The organism is Vibrio astriarenae, assembly GCF_010587385.1.
In the GTDB taxonomy this organism is placed as follows: Bacteria; Pseudomonadota; Gammaproteobacteria; order Enterobacterales; family Vibrionaceae; genus Vibrio; species Vibrio astriarenae.
The window spans coordinates 3,022,135-3,037,121 of record NZ_CP047475.1 but is presented as its reverse complement, the minus strand read 5'-3'; the positions used below and the strand labels follow the sequence as shown (position 1 = coordinate 3,037,121).

Sequence of the window (14,987 nt, the reverse complement as noted above, 5' to 3'; positions counted from 1 at the left end):
GGTGTTCTAACCTAAGTGACCTAAGACGTTGATGTTCTTATCTTCTGGGATCTCGTTATAAGAGAGCACCACAAGTCCTTTGGCAAACGTTCGAGCGTAGCGCGACAGTAGTGGTCGAAGCTGAGGGGCAACCAATAGCACCGGCTTATAGCCATTCTGCTTAAGCTGTTCACGAATATTTGGCATGTTTTGCTGTAGCTGAGCAAGTAGTGTTGGCTCTACTGGGAAGCCATCTAGCGCGACAGCGCCAGCTTGTTGAGCTTTGTTCAGTGCCGTCATCAGCATTTTCTCAAGATTATCGCTCAGGGTGAAAATGTTGAAATCATTCCCCGTACCCACCAAGTGATTGGTCAGCGTACGCTTAAGGCCAACGCGAATATCTGAAGCAATCAGAATCGGGTCTTTGGTGATTTCGCTGCTTTCCAACATAATCGAAGAGATATTCAATGTATCTTTCACTGGCACTTGATCGGCAAGCAGCTGGCGATAGACACGCATCTGTTGTTGGTGGGTCAGCTGTGTTGCCAAGCTCTCGGCAAGCTTTGGAGAGTGTTGAGCAAGGCGCTCCATAACACGCTCAACATCATCATGGTTAAACAGCTCTGAGGTGTGCTCTTTGATGATTTTGCTCAAGTGGGTGGCAATCACGGTTGCTCCATCAACCACAGAATAACCAAGATTCAGGGCTTGAGGTTTGTTGTTTGGTTCAATCCAAACGGCATCTAATTGATAAGCTGGGTCTTTTGCCAGCACACCGTCGAGCTGGCCATAAACCTCTCCCACGGCTAGAGCCATAAGGCGCTCAGGGTCGATTTCGCCTTTGGCGAGTACTTCACCATATAAGGAAATCGTATATTGAGTTGGTTTTAACTTCAGGTTATCGCGAATCGCAATTTCGGGAACGAGAAAGCCAGCCTGCTCGGTAATGGTTTTGCGCACACCACGCACACGCAATGCAAGAGGTTCACCTTGGTTTTTATCGACAAGGTTAACCAGACGATAGCCCAACTCTAGAGAGAGCGGGTTAACATGCGGTACATCGTGCCAATCTAGAGATGGCGCATCATCTTGCGCCACGGCTTCGGCGACCGCTTCGGCTTGCTCTAGTGGCTCAGGGTTAAGCTGCTTTCGACTCTGTTTCCAAGCGGCGAATGCCAGTAGACCAGCAAAACTGAAGAACGCCAGATGAGGCATGCCGGGAACAATACCGATCACCAGCATAATACCGGAGGCAGTGGCTAGCGTAACCGGTGAAGCCAGCATCTGCTGTTGAACATCATCCGATAGCTCACCAGAATCGCTAACGCGAGTTACGATAATCGCAGCCGCGACGGCAAGCAGTAGTGATGGGATCTGAGCAACGAGGCCATCACCAATGGTGAGTAGTGCAAAGCGCTGGAAAGCTTCTGCAGCACTAAGATCATGCTGCACCATACCAATAGTGACACCACCAAGGATGTTGATGATGAGGATGAGCATCCCGGCAATGGCATCACCACGAACAAACTTGGAGGCACCATCCATCGAACCGTAAAAATCTGCTTCGCGAGCAATCTCTCTACGGCGCTCTTTGGCTTGGTTTTGGTCGATTATGCCTGCATTGAGATCAGCATCAATCGCCATTTGCTTACCTGGCAATGAGTCTAGGGTAAAGCGTGCCGAAACCTCAGAAATACGCTCACCACCTTTGGTGATAACAACAAAGTTGATGATCATCAGGATGATAAACACCACGATACCAACAAAGTAGTTACCGCCGATGACCACATTACCAAAGGCTTGAATCACCTTACCTGCTGCATCACCACCGTTATGACCTTCAAGAAGAACGATACGTGTCGAAGCAACGTTCAGTGTCAGGCGCATCAGGGTTGCGACCAACAATATGGTCGGGAAGACACTAAAATCGAGTGGGCGAGTACTTGATACCGCAACCAGCAAGACGATAACCGCTAAGACGATATTGAAGATAAATAGCGTATCTAGCAGCACCGGAGGCAGTGGCAGGATCACCATCGCCAATACCGTCAACAGAAGGATAGGGATGCCGAAGTAGCTATTTTTAATCGCAGGGAATAATAAATTTAGTCTTTCTTTCATAAGGCGTTTTACTCGAATTAGCGATTTAGGTTGTGGTTAAAAAACGGTGTATTAGTCATGACGTAGTGCCTTTGGTATCGCGATTGGTGGCAGTGGTGTTGGTTTTACCTTGCGATCGCGTTTGTACTCTTTGAGCTGCATGACGTAGGTTAGAACGTGAGCGATAGCGACAAACAGTGGCCCCGGTACTTCTTGATCAACGCGCGTATTGAAATACACGGCACGCGTTAACGGTGGCAGGTTGAGTACTTCAATGTCATTTTGTCTTGCGATGGCTTGAATTCGCAGTGCCATTTCGTCTTCACCCTTGGCGACAACAAAAGGGGCACCGGCGCGGGAGAGATCGTATTTTATCGCGACGGCATAGTGCGTTGGGTTGGTGATCACCACGTCGGCGGTTGGCACAGAATTATCGATACGACGGCGCGACATTTGCTGCTGAAGCTGCTTAATCTTCTGCTTGATCTCTGGTCGACCTTCGGTGTTTTTGTGCTCTTCTTTCACTTCCTGCTTGGTCATCTTGAGCTGCTTGGTGTGGTTCCAGAGCTGATAAGGCATATCAATCAGACCAATCAGCAACACCACAAAACCAAAACAGATCAGCGCCTTGATTAAGTGGCTTAAAGTAACGCTAATACCTTGCTCCAAAGGCGCTCGCTGGGCAGCAATCAAGTTGGCTAAGTTACTGCTTAAGAGCCAATACAGTACGCCACCAATGAAGACAATCTTGAGAATCGATTTTGCGAGTTCAACCAGAGACTTAAGAGAGAACAGTCTCTTTAAGCCTTCAATTGGACTGATTTTGCTTAGCTTAGGCTTAATGAGCTTTAGGGACATTACCCATCCGCCGGGAATCATCGAGCTCAAGATGGTCACTAGAATAAGCACCGCAGCCATAGGCACAAACAGGCCGCCAAGCAGCAACACACTCTCACCAAGCTTTCTGGTCATGATGTCGGGCTGACGAATATCGTCGTAGGAGAGCTGGTAATTAATGACAAACAGCCTCTCTGCTTGCTGACCAAGATAGTGGCCATAAGCCCATAGGAAGAGGGCAATCGCGATAAACAGCACCCCAACCACAAACTCTTTCGACCTAGCCGCCTGACCTTCACGTTTTGCTTTACGCAGTTTCTGGGGACTGGGTTTTTCGCTTTTGTCTTGACTGGTTTGATTTTCTGCCATGGCTAGCTCCCTCCCATCTGACGCATTTGATACAGAATGTTATGAGAGAGCTCGGTATAGATAGCGGGCAAGCCAGAGAGCGAGAGCAAGATGGCACATAGCCCCAACATCATCGACATCGGGAAGCCCAGAGCGAAAACGTTGAGTGATGGCGCGGCGCGGTTCATCACACCAAAAGTTAGGTTAACCGTCAGCATCGCAGCGATGGTCGGCAGCGCAATTGAAACCGCAGCGACAATCATCCAACTGAATAGGCTGACGAGGTTACGTAGAGAGTACTCACTGATCCCGCCGCCAACCGGAAAGCGATCAAAGCTCTGGACTATGATGTCCAACGCCACCAAATGCCCATCGAGAGAGAGAAACAAGAGCGTGGTGAACATCAGAAAGTAGTTACCAATCAGCGCGATAGATATGCCATTGGCAGGGTCGTTCATCATTGCCATACCGAGACCCATCTGCATTGACATGATCTGTCCCACCATACCCATGACTGCAAATAAGAACTGCAGGCAAAACCCGAGCATTGCACCGATCGCGATTTGTTCTAATGCAAGTGCGATAGCTTGAACGGATACCGGATCGACTTCTGGCATTGCTGGTAAAAGCGGGCCAGCAATAATAGCGATAGAGAGGGCAAACAAGACACGCAGTCGAGGGCTTATGTACGCGTCACCAAAGAACGGCATGGTCAAAAAGGCTGCAGACAAACGAAAGAAAGGCCACCAAACTTGACCTAACATCGCAGTAATTTCAGCAAAAGATAAGGCGTACATCGAGGCTAGCTAACAATATTGGAGATAGTGAAGAACAGCTCATTGAAGAAGGTGCTGATGTTACGTAGCAACCACCCTCCGGCGAAAATCAGCATCAACAACGTGGTGAGCAAACGTGGCAAAAAACTCATGGTCTGTTCGTTAATTTGGGTCGTTGCCTGGAAAACAGCAACCACCAAACCGACCAGAAGGCTTGGGCCTATCAACACCACAACCATAGTGATGATCATGTAGATGGCGTCAGAGTATAGATTGGCAATGGCAGGGTTCATCGTCAGAGTCCCCCAAAGCTAGCACTGAGGCTACCCACCGTCATTGCCCAACCATCAACCATCACAAATACCATCAGCTTAAACGGTAGTGAGATAATGAGAGGCGATAGCATCATCATACCCATTGCCATCAGCACACTGGCCACGACGATATCGATGATCAGAAATGGAATGAATAGCATAAAACCAATCTGGAATGCGGTCTTAAGCTCACTGATCACAAACGCTGGCAGAAGGACAGCAAAGCTAATCTCTTCAGGTTCTAGGTCGAGTGGGTCACCAGCGATACGCAGCATCTGCTCGAGAGAGTTCTCATAAGTTTGGGTCAGCATAAACTGGCGAATAGGCTGCTCGGCAACGGAAAAGGCTTGTTGGAGCGTAATCTCACCCGCTTCATAAGGCTTGTAAGCTTCGTCGTAAATGGGCGTCCAAACTGGCTTCATAAGCAGCATCGTCATGGTGAGAGCAATACCGATGAGAATGCGGTTGGGTGGACTTTGCTGCAGACCAAGCGCCTGACGCAAAATAGCCAGAACAACGATGATGCGCGTGAAACTGGTCATCATCATCAGCATGGCCGGTAAGAAAGTCAGTGCAGTCATCAGGATAAGGATCTGAACCTTAACTGAGTACTCTTCACTGCTATCACCGTCCGTAACGGTAATAAATGGGATACCTTGATCGGCAAAGGCTAGGTCAGAGAAGAGACCCAGCCCGATAAAGACAAACAGCCCTAATGCCATTTGTTTGAATAAAGTGTTATAGCGAGACTTCATTCAGTGCGTCTTCCGCAATGCTAGTGATGCGCAGGCCATATTTATCGTTCACTACGACAACTTCAGCATGACCGAGTAAGTGACCGTTTACTTTGACATCCAGTGGTTCGCCATTCAGTTTGTCCAGCTCGATAATTGAGTTGGGACCTACTTGCATCAGCTCACCCAGTGGCAGCGATGTGCTTGCTACTTCAAGTGTTACCGATACAGGGATCTGACGGAAAAAGCTCAGTTCGCGAGGAGCTGCAGTTGTCGGTGTTTCTACTTCAGATGTGACGGTGGTTTCCGAGAAGATATCAGCCACTTCCGCATCAAAGTTCAGATCATCTTCTAGTGATAGATTCAGGGTTTGGTCATTCATGATGAAAAATTCTCAGTTGGATTGATGTGATCAGTTATGTGAAGTACTAAGTGATTGCTCTGCTCGGAAACACGAGCCAAGAAGAGTTTTTGCTCGCCTGAGCTCACTTCGACAATCTCTTTGATGTCCGAGGTAATGATGTCACCAACACGCAGTTGAGCCACTTGTTCCAAAGGCATACTTTGTTGAGCAAGGATTGCGTTTAGTTTTACCGGGACTTGGCGCAGTTGGTGGTTGCGTTTCTCATTGATGGCCTCAGGGCTCAATGTGGCGGCTTTGTTTGATTCGCCAAGGGCGACCAATAAGTTGTCGTCGAGTGAAACACTCAGTTCACCTTTAAGCTCCCCAATAGAAATCTCATATTGAGCGTGCAGGCAACAGGTCTCAAATGCAGGGCTGGTTTCTAATACACGCCAGTTAGCATCAAGCTGTTTTAGGGCGATGGCCCCAAGACGGGCTTGCACTCGTTTTTCACTAGCGTTAAGGCGAAGCTGAGAGACATCTGAAAACTCAGAACTAAATGAAGGCTTACCCCCATAAAAAGCTTCTGCCAATTGAGTCAATAGGTAATGGTTTACCTCTAATCGACAAACACCCTGATGAGAGGTGTGTTGATAGAAGCACGCGGCAGAATGCAGAGGCTTTGTTGGCTTCATCTCAATGCTTAAAGATTTAAGCTCTATGTGACAATCACTGCGACGAACCATCGCGTTGATAGCGGCAGCCAGTGCGTCTTCGATACTGTGCAAATTGGGAGTAAGGTTCGCTTTAGCAATATTCAACGGTCGGCCAAGAGTTCTAGGGTCGATATTAAATACATCGAGTTTTTCACTTTCTTTTTTGATGTGCTTGTTATTGCTTTTCATGCGTAGCCCGAACTTATCTAAATATGGTTATTCGATTTGCTGTTTCCGTATTTCTGTATTTGACATTTACAGGACAGTGTCAAATTCATCCGTATTAAGCACTAACTTTTCTAGGAATAATATTAAAAAAAGATCTTTGGTGAACCGATATCACACTTTTAAATTTATTATTAATTTCATTTAAGTTATGCGGAATGATTGTTTGCGCAAATGACTGACGATCTTGAGTTTTGCCTTTAACTACAGCTGTTTACGTTTTAATGACAGTTGTATCAATAATGTGTTGATTTTGCTGTTATCGCTAAGTATATGGTTTTGTTAACTATTATTACATATATTTAACCGGCGAAATTCGACCATCAATGTGTGTTTTTGCACGTAAAATGTAAGAAAATGTTAATTAGTGATGGGTTTTTATCTGCCAAATGTGATCTTCGTCCAAGCAGTAAAAATAACGTCATTAGCTACTATGGAAAATATTAATAAGCGCAAATAGCATGAGGGCGAATTAAATATATTTTAATTAAATAAAAGCATTTTAATTAAATAATTCTATTCTTGTTGCGATTTTCTGTCGTATCTAAATATAGAGTTTGCCCAGGGAACACTTCCCAGTGCTGATTTACACAAGCGGGTTTAATCAGAGTTACTGAAGGAATTAACATGACGTTTTTTAGGTTGTTAACGGTTGGTGTGTTTGTGCTACCAACAACGTTGCTTGCTCAAGTGATGCAAAAGCCACTCGACTTGGTGGAGTGGCGCTTCGCTGGTGACCGATTTCAATGCCATATGGAGACACCACTCAAGTTTGATGGCCACGCTCGCATCAATGTGCAGTCCGGTAAAACGCCTGAGTTGTTGATTGAGACCTTCCAAAGACCCGCGGCTTTTGACTCTGCTTGGTTGAGCATCAACGATGAAGTGTGGCGCGTGAATGCCGAAGTTGAGCGCTGGCTGGATGGGGATGCAAAGGGTGAGTTTGGCGTGCGCTTTTATGACGCGACAGCCATCAAGTCACTACTGACAAAAATGGAGCAAGGCTCATGGGCACAAGTCTCGGTTCTCGACAAGCAAACGGGTAAACCGGTTAGCTGGGATATACCTGCAGTTAACTTTTCTCACTCCTTACAAGAGATGAAGCAGTGTATGGCCAACCTACTTCCAATGAGCTTCTCTCAGGCACAAGACAATCAGTTTTATTTTGGTACCAATGGGACACAGCTTAGAACCGCTGACAAACGTGTGTTAGATGATTTGGCGCAGTATATCCGCTGGGACTCTTCATTGACTCAGATACTGGTGGATGGTCATACCGATGATCAAGGTCACGCTTTGAGCAATATCGATCTGTCGCGACAACGTGCTAACCAAGTGCGTGATTACCTAGTGAGTCAGGGTGTAAAAGGACAAAAGATTCAAGTTCGAGCACATGGTCAGCGCTTTCCACAGGCGAACAATTTGGATGCCGAAGGTCGTAACAAAAATCGACGCGTTCAAGTGCGCCTAGTTCAAGGGGGTGCATCGTGAATATCGGTGGGCGTACCCAAATCATCTTTGTTCACCCATGCCTTGAGCACACTTATGCTGTTCAGCAAGAAATTGAGTTAGCAGGGTATTCTTGTGTCTGCTTTAACAATGGTTTTGATGCCTTGATTCGATTGAGCGCTGTGCCTGACGCTATCTTGATTGCGTCCTCTAAGCTCAAAGATATGTCTCTTTTAGAAGTTATCGAGAAATCGAAACACCTTTCACCGCACTCCACGACGATTGCGATGGTGGACTACACCAGCAATCAGCTTGCCAGTGAAGCAATGCGTGCGGGTGCCTCTGACTATCTGTTGGAGCCTTATCAATCTCAACAGTTGATTGACTTGATAAAACGAGTATCGACCGTACGCAGAGCCTCAGATGATCTGGTTGCAAGCAGTTGGCGAAGCCAGCAGGTGTTGCAACTTGCACATCGCGCTGCGCAAACCGATGCCACTGTATTAATAACAGGGGAGTCGGGGACCGGAAAAGAGGTACTGGCCAAATATGTGCACCAACACTCGCCGCGTAAAGACGCACCTTTTGTTGCGATTAACTGTGCGGCCATTCCTGAGTCGATGCTAGAAGCGGTGCTATTTGGACATGTTAAGGGCGCATTCACCGGTGCTACCACCTCACAAGCGGGTAAGTTTGAAGAGGCGGAAGGGGGCACTTTGTTGCTTGATGAAATTGGTGAAATGCCGCTCGCTGTGCAGGCGAAGCTTTTGCGCGTTTTGCAAGAGCGTCAAGTTGAACGCTTGGGTAGTCACAAGGCGATTGAGTTGGATATCCGAATTATCGCTGCGACGAATGTCGACTTGCAACAGGCAGTGAGTGAGCGACGCTTTAGACAAGACCTTTACTATCGATTGGATGTGCTGCCACTGCAGTGGCCGCCTTTGCGCGAGCGTAAAGAGGATATCTTACCGCTGGCAGAGCACTTCATCGCCAAATATAACCGAGGTTGTAACGAGACGTGTCGCTTGACGGCAGAAGCACAGCAAGCCCTTGTGAGCTATGACTGGGTGGGCAACATTCGAGAGCTTGAAAATACCATTCAGCGCGCTCTAGTTATGCGACACAGCACTTGGATTACCCCTCAGGATTTAATGCTGCCAACCCTACCCAGTGCTGCTGCCCCCATCAATCGTTCATTGATGCCGGATACGCAGCCACAAGAGCGACTAAAGAACACCAAGAAATACGCTGAGAATCAGTTCATTCTCGATACGTTAGCTAAGTATGACGGTCGCAGAAACTTAACCGCAGAAGCCCTAGGGATCACGACGCGAGCTTTACGTTACAAGCTTGCTGCGATGAGAGAGCAAGGGATTGATGTCGATACCGTTCGCCAATATGCCCATACAGCGGCTTAATTGAGAGAGTCATTTCATGTCAACGCAACATTCTGCTATGCAGCAGAGCATGATCAATACAATGGGAAGTATGCGAGAACGTGCTCAGTTGGGCACAGAGGTTCACGCTAACCCACACACAGGTCAGAGAGATAATTTCCATACCGCGATGAAACAAGCGATTCGTCACGTCGACAATCATCAACAGCATGCAAGCCAATTGACCGCAGATGTTGATGCCGGGCGTTCAGATGATCTCGTTGGGGCGATGGTTGCTAGTCAAAAGGCCAGCATTTCATTTCAAGCCCTATCGCAAGTAAGAAACAAAGTGCTGTCGGCGTATGACGATGTACTAAAAATGCCACTTTAGTGAGGGTTAAATGAGCGTAACAACATTAGACAGTCAGACCAACGAAGCAGAAACCCCTGCACGTTGGAAGCAGTGGCAACAAAAGATAACCGAGTTTAAGAGTAGTCATCACAAAGCATTCATCATTGCGATTCTAGCAGCTTTAATCACGCTGTTTATCGTAGCGATTTTGTGGACCAAGTCAGTCCCTTATAGAGCGTTATATGGTGAGGCTGAGCGTTACGACAGTGCTGAAATTTTAGATGTGCTGACCCAGGTAAAAATTGCCTACAAGATTGATAACCAAACGGGTCAAGTCTTGGTGCCTGAGAACAAGTTAGCGGATGCTCGAATTACTCTGGCAGCCCATGGTGTTAAGGCACAACTTCCGCAAGGCTTAGATATTCTCGATAAAGCAACGGGCTTGGGGACAAGTCAGTTCATTGAAAATGCACGTTACCGCCAAGGTTTAGAGGGTGAGCTTGCACGTACTATTTTAGCCATCAATGTGGTTAACAATGCTCGTGTTCATTTGGCTATCCCAAATCGCACCTTGTTTGTCGGCATCAATGAAGAGAAACCTTCTGCGGCAGTCATGGTAGAGCTATTACCAGGTCGTACACTTGAGCAACAGCAGGTTGAGGCGATTGTTAACTTGGTCAGCGGCAGCATTACAGGCATGCCTGCTGAAGGTGTTTCTGTTGTCGATCAACACGGTAATTTGCTCAGTGCAGACATTCGTGATGGCAATCAGGCGCGCATGAGCGTGCAGTACCATGAGATACAGCAGCGTACAGAGCGCGACATTGTTCATCGCGCAACGGATATGCTGACGCCATTGCTGGGTATGGGCAACTTTAGAGTTCAGGTATCAGCGACACTAAACTTCGACCAGATTGAAGAAACAGCAGAGTCTTTAGAGGGCGACCCTGTTGTGCGCTCTGAGTTTAGTCTTCAGGATAACTCTCAAGGCCAATTGGCACTTGGCATTCCAGGTGCACTAAGCAATCAAGCTCCAGTGGAGGGCGAACAGGCGAATAATGAGTCGAGAAATGAGCGTGCTGAAAACTCTCGCCAATACGATTTTGGACGCAAAGTCCGCCATACCAAGATGGCACAAGGCGGCATTGAGCATCTATCTGTTTCTGTTCTGCTAAACGATTCAGTTAGCGAGCAAGGTTGGCAGCAAGCAGAGCTAGAGCAAATTGCACAGATGGTAAAAGACTCTGTGGGTTACATTGATGAGCGTGGCGACCAGTTCAGTTTGCACGCATTTAATTTTGCAAGGGAGCCCGAGGTGGTAGCAGACCCTATGCCGTGGTGGCATCAACAACATAATTTAGTGCTGATCCAATATGGTCTATACGCACTGATTACTTTGAGCTTTATTTTCTTCGTTCTACGACCTTTGATCAAAACACTCTCGACCTCGCCATCTGAGCGTAGCATCGGTGAGAGTCACACATTGGCGGTGAGCACGTCAGCAGCAAGCTTAGCAGCAGCGCCAAGCCCAGCAGCGATCCCTAGTGGGAAAATGGACAGTGACCAAGACTTAGCGGATGCCCTCATTGACTCAATGATGGGTGGCGGCAGTGTGGAGAATGAAATGGAAGGCAGCTCTACAAGCAGTGGTGACTTGTACGATCTACCCCCTCTTGGTTCTGACCTCGAAGTTCAAGTTGAACACCTGCAGAAATTGACTGCAGCTGAATCTGAGCGTGTTGCTGATGTTGTGAAAAAATGGGTGAATTCGAATGAGTCTTAATAATGTATCTTTGCCAGATGACGTGCTTTTAAATCCAATAGAGAAGTCGGCTATCCTGCTATTGAGTATGGGAGAAGACGCAGCAGCACAAGTCATGGCACACATGTCACGTGATGAGCTTCTTAAGGTCAGTCACGCGATGGCTCACCAGCCTGCAATAAAGAGTATTGAAGCTCAGTTCGTTTTACAGGGCTTCTTTGACGAGTTTCGTGCTCAATCTGGTATCAGTGGCGCATCGCGCACATTCTTGCAGCGTACTCTGGATAAAGCCCTCGGCGGTCGTCTTGCACGTAACCTTCTCGATAGTATTTATGGTGATGAAGTTCGCACAGTGATGCAGCGCTTGCAATGGATACAACCAAGCCAGCTAGCGAATTTTCTCAGTTATGAGCATATTCAGATGCGCGCACTATTTATCGCCTTCTTGCCGGCCAATATCGCATCGGAAACACTCGAAGAGTACGATCAAGAGACGCAAAAGGAGCTGCTATTCCGTATTGCCAACTTGAGTGAAGTGACTCGAGAGGTGGCAGAAGAGCTACAAGAGCTCGTCGATCGCTGCATCGAGTATCTTGCTGACAACGCCAACTCCGTAGTAGAGGGTGAGCAGCAGGCAGCGGACATCATCAACCGTTATCAAGGTGACCAAGCAAGCTTAATGGAAGCACTGCAAGAGCACGACCATGACTTGGTTGAGCGCTTGAAGGGTAAGATGTACGAGTTTGGTATTTTGGCTCGCCAGTCAGAAGCGATTCGCACGCAAATTGTTGAATCGGTACCGATTGAAACCTTGGCGATGGCGATGAAAGGCGCGGATGCACAAACTCGTAAAGCTATCTTCTCTATTTTGCCTAAACGTATGCGCCAGTCTTTCGAATCTGAAATGGCGGCGATGGGTAAAGTGTCAATGAGCCAAGTAAGACGCGCACGCAATGATGTGATGGATTATGTCCGAGAGTTGAATGAGTCGGGTGAACTAACCCTACAGCTCTACCAAGAAAAAACGGTGGACTAATATGTCAAAACGTAATCGCATCGTACGCTTAGAGCCGCATCAATATCGAAGCTTTCGGTTTCCACCGATTGTCGAGCCATCGGCACTGAAGGCGCCCACGCATCAGCCTGAGCCGAGCTTGGATGATGAGTTCGGTCTTGGAGAGTTTACTGGCTTTGATGAGTTTGACACTTTTTCCGATGGTGAGCCTGAGCTGAGTTTTGAAAATGAGCCAGACGCACTTGAAGAGAGTAGCGGTGATATTCAACAGCAATACAGCCAAGGCTTCCAACTGGGCATGACCAAAGGCTACGACGAAGGTGTCAAAGAAGGTCTAGAGAAAGGGCAAGTTCAGGGTTTTGAACAAGGCCTGGTCGCTGGCCAGCAGCAAGGTATAGAGCAGGGCAAGCAAGAAGGCAAAAAGGCGTTTGTTGAAGCGGCAAAGCCTTTTGCCTTAATGGCGGAAAAACTCGACAAACTGTTTGTTGAACAAGAGCGTCGCCAACGAGAACAGGTGTGTGAGCTAGTGAAAAAAGTATCGCAGCAGGTGATTCGCTGTGAACTGACCCTGCAACCACAACAGATTTTGGCCTTGGTCGAGGAAACACTAGAAACATTACCTAGTGAACCTGTTGGCATTAAAGTGATGATGGCCCAGGAAGAGTTTTCACGTATTCAAGAGGTGGCTGCTGAGAAGATTGAGCAGTGGAATATTGTGTGTGATCCGACTTTGCGTCAGGGTGATTGTCGTATTGTCACCAAGAACGCTGAAGCGGATGCCGGTTGCGATCAACGATTAGAAACCTGCATGGAGTCGGTGAAAAAGCACTTGCTTGAAGAGCCCGCTGCTGAGCTCGAAAAAACCGCTGAGCCAGCATTATGACCAGTGCCATAGACCAGCGCTTACAAGAGGCAATGGCCTCAATAGAGGCGATCCCTGTCGCGAAAGTCACGGGTCGCCTTGTTAAAGTCACAGGCTTGATGCTTGAGGCGGTTGGTTGTCGGCTGTTAACGGGCCAACGCTGTTTAGTGGAAACGGGGTCGGGTGAGAAGATTGAAGCTCAGACAGTGGGCTTTAATCACGACGTTGCTTACTTGATGCCGATCCGACCTGCAACAGGGTTGTTTTCAGGTGCGAGAGTTTGGCCAGTCGAGGGTGAGTGTCATCTAAACATCAGTGATGATTGGTTCGGCCGAGTGATTAATGGCTTGGGTGAACCGATTGATGATCTCGGAACGCTGGGCCTTGGTGAGCGAATTAGCTTACAAGGTCAAGCGGTGAACCCAATGAAGCGCCAACCGATCACCCAACCTCTCGATGTTGGTGTCAGAGCGATCAACAGCATGCTGACCATGGGTAAAGGGCAACGTATGGGGCTTTTTGCTGGCAGTGGTGTTGGTAAGAGTGTGCTGCTTGGCATGATCACACGTCAAACTCAAGCCGATGTCGTAGTGGTGGGTTTGATAGGTGAACGGGGTCGTGAGGTGAAGGAATTTATCGATCACGCCTTGGGTAAAGAGGGATTAGCCAAGGCTATTGTAATTGCTTCTCCTGCCGACGAATCACCGCTGATGCGCTTGCGCGCTTCTCAACTTTGTCATCGCGTTGCAGAGCACTATCGAGACCAAGGTAAAGATGTTCTCTTGTTAATGGATTCATTAACCCGTTATGCGATGGCACAGCGGGAAATCGGCTTGGCACTTGGTGAGCCACCGGCCACCAAAGGTTACCCACCTTCTGTTTTTAGCATGCTACCTCAGCTTGTCGAGCGAGCAGGCAATAGTCACCACCCCGAAGGGAGTATGAGCGCCATCTATACGGTGTTAACGGAAGGGGATGATCAACAAGACCCGATTGCTGATAGCGCTCGCGCCATACTTGATGGCCACATTGTTCTCAGCCGTCAGTTGGCCGAATCTGGACACTATCCTGCGATTGATATCGCACAGTCTATCTCACGTACTATGCCTTTGGTGGTTGATAAGCCGCAGGTAGAGAACGTGATGCAATTTAAGCACCTTTACAGTCGTTACCAAGAAGTCAAAGAGCTGATCCCATTAGGAGGCTATCAGCCCGGAAATGATGAGGTGATGGATACCGCAGTGCGAGTCTATCCGGCGCTGATGAGTTTTTTGCAGCAGGCTCAAGATGAAGCGTCTGATTTTGGAAAATCACAACAGCAGTTGGCTGAGTTAATAGGAGAGATTGGTCATGGCCGCTAAACAAGGATTGCAGCGCTTTCGAGATATGAACCAAGACAGGCTCGAAAAAATCGGTCAGCAGCTGCAAAAACAACAGATGCAAAGTGCACGCTTCGAGCAAAATGTTGAGCAGCTAAAGTCTATTTATGATGAGTGCCAAGTGATCGACGGCGAAAGTGCAATGGCTTGGCGTAATCGACATCAACTGCGTGATGATTTGCAACACTTAGAGAAGCTACAACAACAGCACTTTGCGCTCGCCCAAGCAGAGCAGCGCCGTTTGCAATCACATCTACAACAGCAGAATGTTCGCGTTAAGAGTTTGGATACTGTGTTGGATAAACGCCGTAAGATCGAACTTTCCAAGGCAATGAGAACAGAGCAGAGATTGAATGATGAGATCGGTGCACAACGATATTTTCAGCGCAGATTAAATGGAAGCCTACCCCAGTAAAGACT

At 47.8% G+C, this 14,987-nt stretch carries 15 protein-coding genes; 8 read left to right on the top strand and 7 right to left on the bottom strand.

Annotation, left to right across the window (positions count from 1 at the left end):
- Nucleotides 1-6: 6 nt before the first annotated feature.
- The 7 genes from flhA to GT360_RS14085 are packed head-to-tail and all read right to left on the bottom strand — an operon-like array spanning nucleotide 7 to nucleotide 6,336.
- Nucleotides 7-2,100 (bottom strand): flagellar biosynthesis protein FlhA, encoded by a 2,094-nt coding sequence (gene flhA / locus GT360_RS14115; RefSeq protein ID WP_164649462.1) that lies wholly within the window; start codon nucleotides 2,098-2,100, stop codon nucleotides 7-9.
- Nucleotides 2,101-2,151: 51 nt separating this feature from the next.
- Nucleotides 2,152-3,285, bottom strand: coding sequence for a flagellar biosynthesis protein FlhB (gene flhB, locus GT360_RS14110; protein ID WP_164649460.1), 1,134 nt, complete (start codon nucleotides 3,283-3,285; stop codon nucleotides 2,152-2,154).
- Nucleotides 3,286-3,287: 2 nt separating this feature from the next.
- Nucleotides 3,288-4,061, bottom strand: coding sequence for a flagellar biosynthetic protein FliR (fliR, locus tag GT360_RS14105; RefSeq protein ID WP_164649459.1), 774 nt, complete (start codon nucleotides 4,059-4,061; stop codon nucleotides 3,288-3,290).
- A gap of 5 nt (nucleotides 4,062-4,066) precedes the next feature.
- On the bottom strand, nucleotides 4,067-4,333 hold the full coding sequence (locus GT360_RS14100; protein WP_164649458.1) for a flagellar biosynthetic protein FliQ: 267 nt from the start codon (nucleotides 4,331-4,333) through the stop codon (nucleotides 4,067-4,069).
- 2 nt (nucleotides 4,334-4,335) lie between these two features.
- A complete protein-coding gene (gene fliP / locus GT360_RS14095; protein ID WP_164649676.1) occupies nucleotides 4,336-5,076 on the bottom strand; it encodes a flagellar type III secretion system pore protein FliP in 741 nt (246 codons plus the stop codon).
- A gap of 16 nt (nucleotides 5,077-5,092) precedes the next feature.
- On the bottom strand, nucleotides 5,093-5,470 hold the full coding sequence (gene fliN, locus GT360_RS14090; protein ID WP_164649457.1) for a flagellar motor switch protein FliN: 378 nt from the start codon (nucleotides 5,468-5,470) through the stop codon (nucleotides 5,093-5,095).
- Nucleotides 5,467-6,336, bottom strand: a complete 870-nt coding sequence (locus GT360_RS14085) for a FliM/FliN family flagellar motor switch protein (protein ID WP_164649455.1) — start codon at nucleotides 6,334-6,336, stop codon at nucleotides 5,467-5,469. Before GT360_RS14085 ends, fliN begins: the two co-directional genes overlap by 4 nt.
- Nucleotides 6,337-6,999: 663 nt before the next feature.
- Here GT360_RS14085 and GT360_RS14080 point away from each other — a divergent pair.
- The 8 genes from GT360_RS14080 to GT360_RS14045 are packed head-to-tail and all read left to right on the top strand — an operon-like array spanning nucleotide 7,000 to nucleotide 14,982.
- Nucleotides 7,000-7,863, top strand: a complete 864-nt coding sequence (locus GT360_RS14080; protein ID WP_164649454.1) for a MotY family protein — start codon at nucleotides 7,000-7,002, stop codon at nucleotides 7,861-7,863.
- Between the two features lie 20 nt (nucleotides 7,864-7,883).
- Nucleotides 7,884-9,239, top strand: a complete 1,356-nt coding sequence (locus GT360_RS14075) for a sigma-54-dependent transcriptional regulator (RefSeq protein WP_394242860.1) — start codon at nucleotides 7,884-7,886, stop codon at nucleotides 9,237-9,239.
- Between the two features lie 16 nt (nucleotides 9,240-9,255).
- Nucleotides 9,256-9,588, top strand: a complete 333-nt coding sequence (gene fliE, locus GT360_RS22010; RefSeq protein ID WP_164649453.1) for a flagellar hook-basal body complex protein FliE — start codon at nucleotides 9,256-9,258, stop codon at nucleotides 9,586-9,588.
- A 10-nt stretch (nucleotides 9,589-9,598) separates the two neighbouring features.
- Nucleotides 9,599-11,332, top strand: coding sequence for a flagellar basal-body MS-ring/collar protein FliF (gene fliF, locus GT360_RS14065; protein WP_164649452.1), 1,734 nt, complete (start codon nucleotides 9,599-9,601; stop codon nucleotides 11,330-11,332).
- Nucleotides 11,322-12,347 (top strand): FliG C-terminal domain-containing protein, encoded by a 1,026-nt coding sequence (locus GT360_RS14060; protein ID WP_164649451.1) that lies wholly within the window; start codon nucleotides 11,322-11,324, stop codon nucleotides 12,345-12,347. Before fliF ends, GT360_RS14060 begins: the two co-directional genes overlap by 11 nt.
- 1 nt (nucleotide 12,348) lies before the next feature.
- Nucleotides 12,349-13,209 carry a flagellar assembly protein FliH gene (gene fliH / locus GT360_RS14055; RefSeq protein WP_164649450.1) on the top strand — a complete coding sequence of 287 codons (861 nt, stop codon included), beginning with the start codon at nucleotides 12,349-12,351 and terminating at the stop codon, nucleotides 13,207-13,209.
- On the top strand, nucleotides 13,206-14,549 hold the full coding sequence (fliI, locus tag GT360_RS14050; RefSeq protein ID WP_164649449.1) for a flagellar protein export ATPase FliI: 1,344 nt from the start codon (nucleotides 13,206-13,208) through the stop codon (nucleotides 14,547-14,549). The genes fliH and fliI overlap by 4 nt, the downstream gene beginning before the upstream one ends.
- A complete protein-coding gene (locus GT360_RS14045) occupies nucleotides 14,539-14,982 on the top strand; it encodes a flagellar FliJ family protein (protein WP_164649448.1) in 444 nt (147 codons plus the stop codon). The genes fliI and GT360_RS14045 overlap by 11 nt, the downstream gene beginning before the upstream one ends.
- Nucleotides 14,983-14,987: the final 5 nt, after the last annotated feature.

Bases quoted from the DNA above. Each gene is read 5' to 3' on its own strand.
- flhA (WP_164649462.1), bottom strand. From the start codon at position 2,100: ATGAAAGAAAGACTAAATTTATTATTCCCTGCGATTAAAAATAGCTAC.
- flhB (WP_164649460.1), bottom strand. From the start codon at position 3,285: ATGGCAGAAAATCAAACCAGTCAAGACAAAAGCGAAAAACCCAGTCCC.
- fliR (WP_164649459.1), bottom strand. From the start codon at position 4,061: ATGTACGCCTTATCTTTTGCTGAAATTACTGCGATGTTAGGTCAAGTT.
- GT360_RS14100 (WP_164649458.1), bottom strand. From the start codon at position 4,333: ATGAACCCTGCCATTGCCAATCTATACTCTGACGCCATCTACATGATC.
- fliP (WP_164649676.1), bottom strand. From the start codon at position 5,076: ATGGCATTAGGGCTGTTTGTCTTTATCGGGCTGGGTCTCTTCTCTGAC.
- fliN (WP_164649457.1), bottom strand. From the start codon at position 5,470: ATGAATGACCAAACCCTGAATCTATCACTAGAAGATGATCTGAACTTT.
- GT360_RS14085 (WP_164649455.1), bottom strand. From the start codon at position 6,336: ATGAAAAGCAATAACAAGCACATCAAAAAAGAAAGTGAAAAACTCGAT.
- GT360_RS14080 (WP_164649454.1), top strand. From the start codon at position 7,000: ATGACGTTTTTTAGGTTGTTAACGGTTGGTGTGTTTGTGCTACCAACA.
- fliE (WP_164649453.1), top strand. From the start codon at position 9,256: ATGTCAACGCAACATTCTGCTATGCAGCAGAGCATGATCAATACAATG.
- fliF (WP_164649452.1), top strand. From the start codon at position 9,599: ATGAGCGTAACAACATTAGACAGTCAGACCAACGAAGCAGAAACCCCT.
- GT360_RS14060 (WP_164649451.1), top strand. From the start codon at position 11,322: ATGAGTCTTAATAATGTATCTTTGCCAGATGACGTGCTTTTAAATCCA.
- fliH (WP_164649450.1), top strand. From the start codon at position 12,349: ATGTCAAAACGTAATCGCATCGTACGCTTAGAGCCGCATCAATATCGA.
- fliI (WP_164649449.1), top strand. From the start codon at position 13,206: ATGACCAGTGCCATAGACCAGCGCTTACAAGAGGCAATGGCCTCAATA.
- GT360_RS14045 (WP_164649448.1), top strand. From the start codon at position 14,539: ATGGCCGCTAAACAAGGATTGCAGCGCTTTCGAGATATGAACCAAGAC.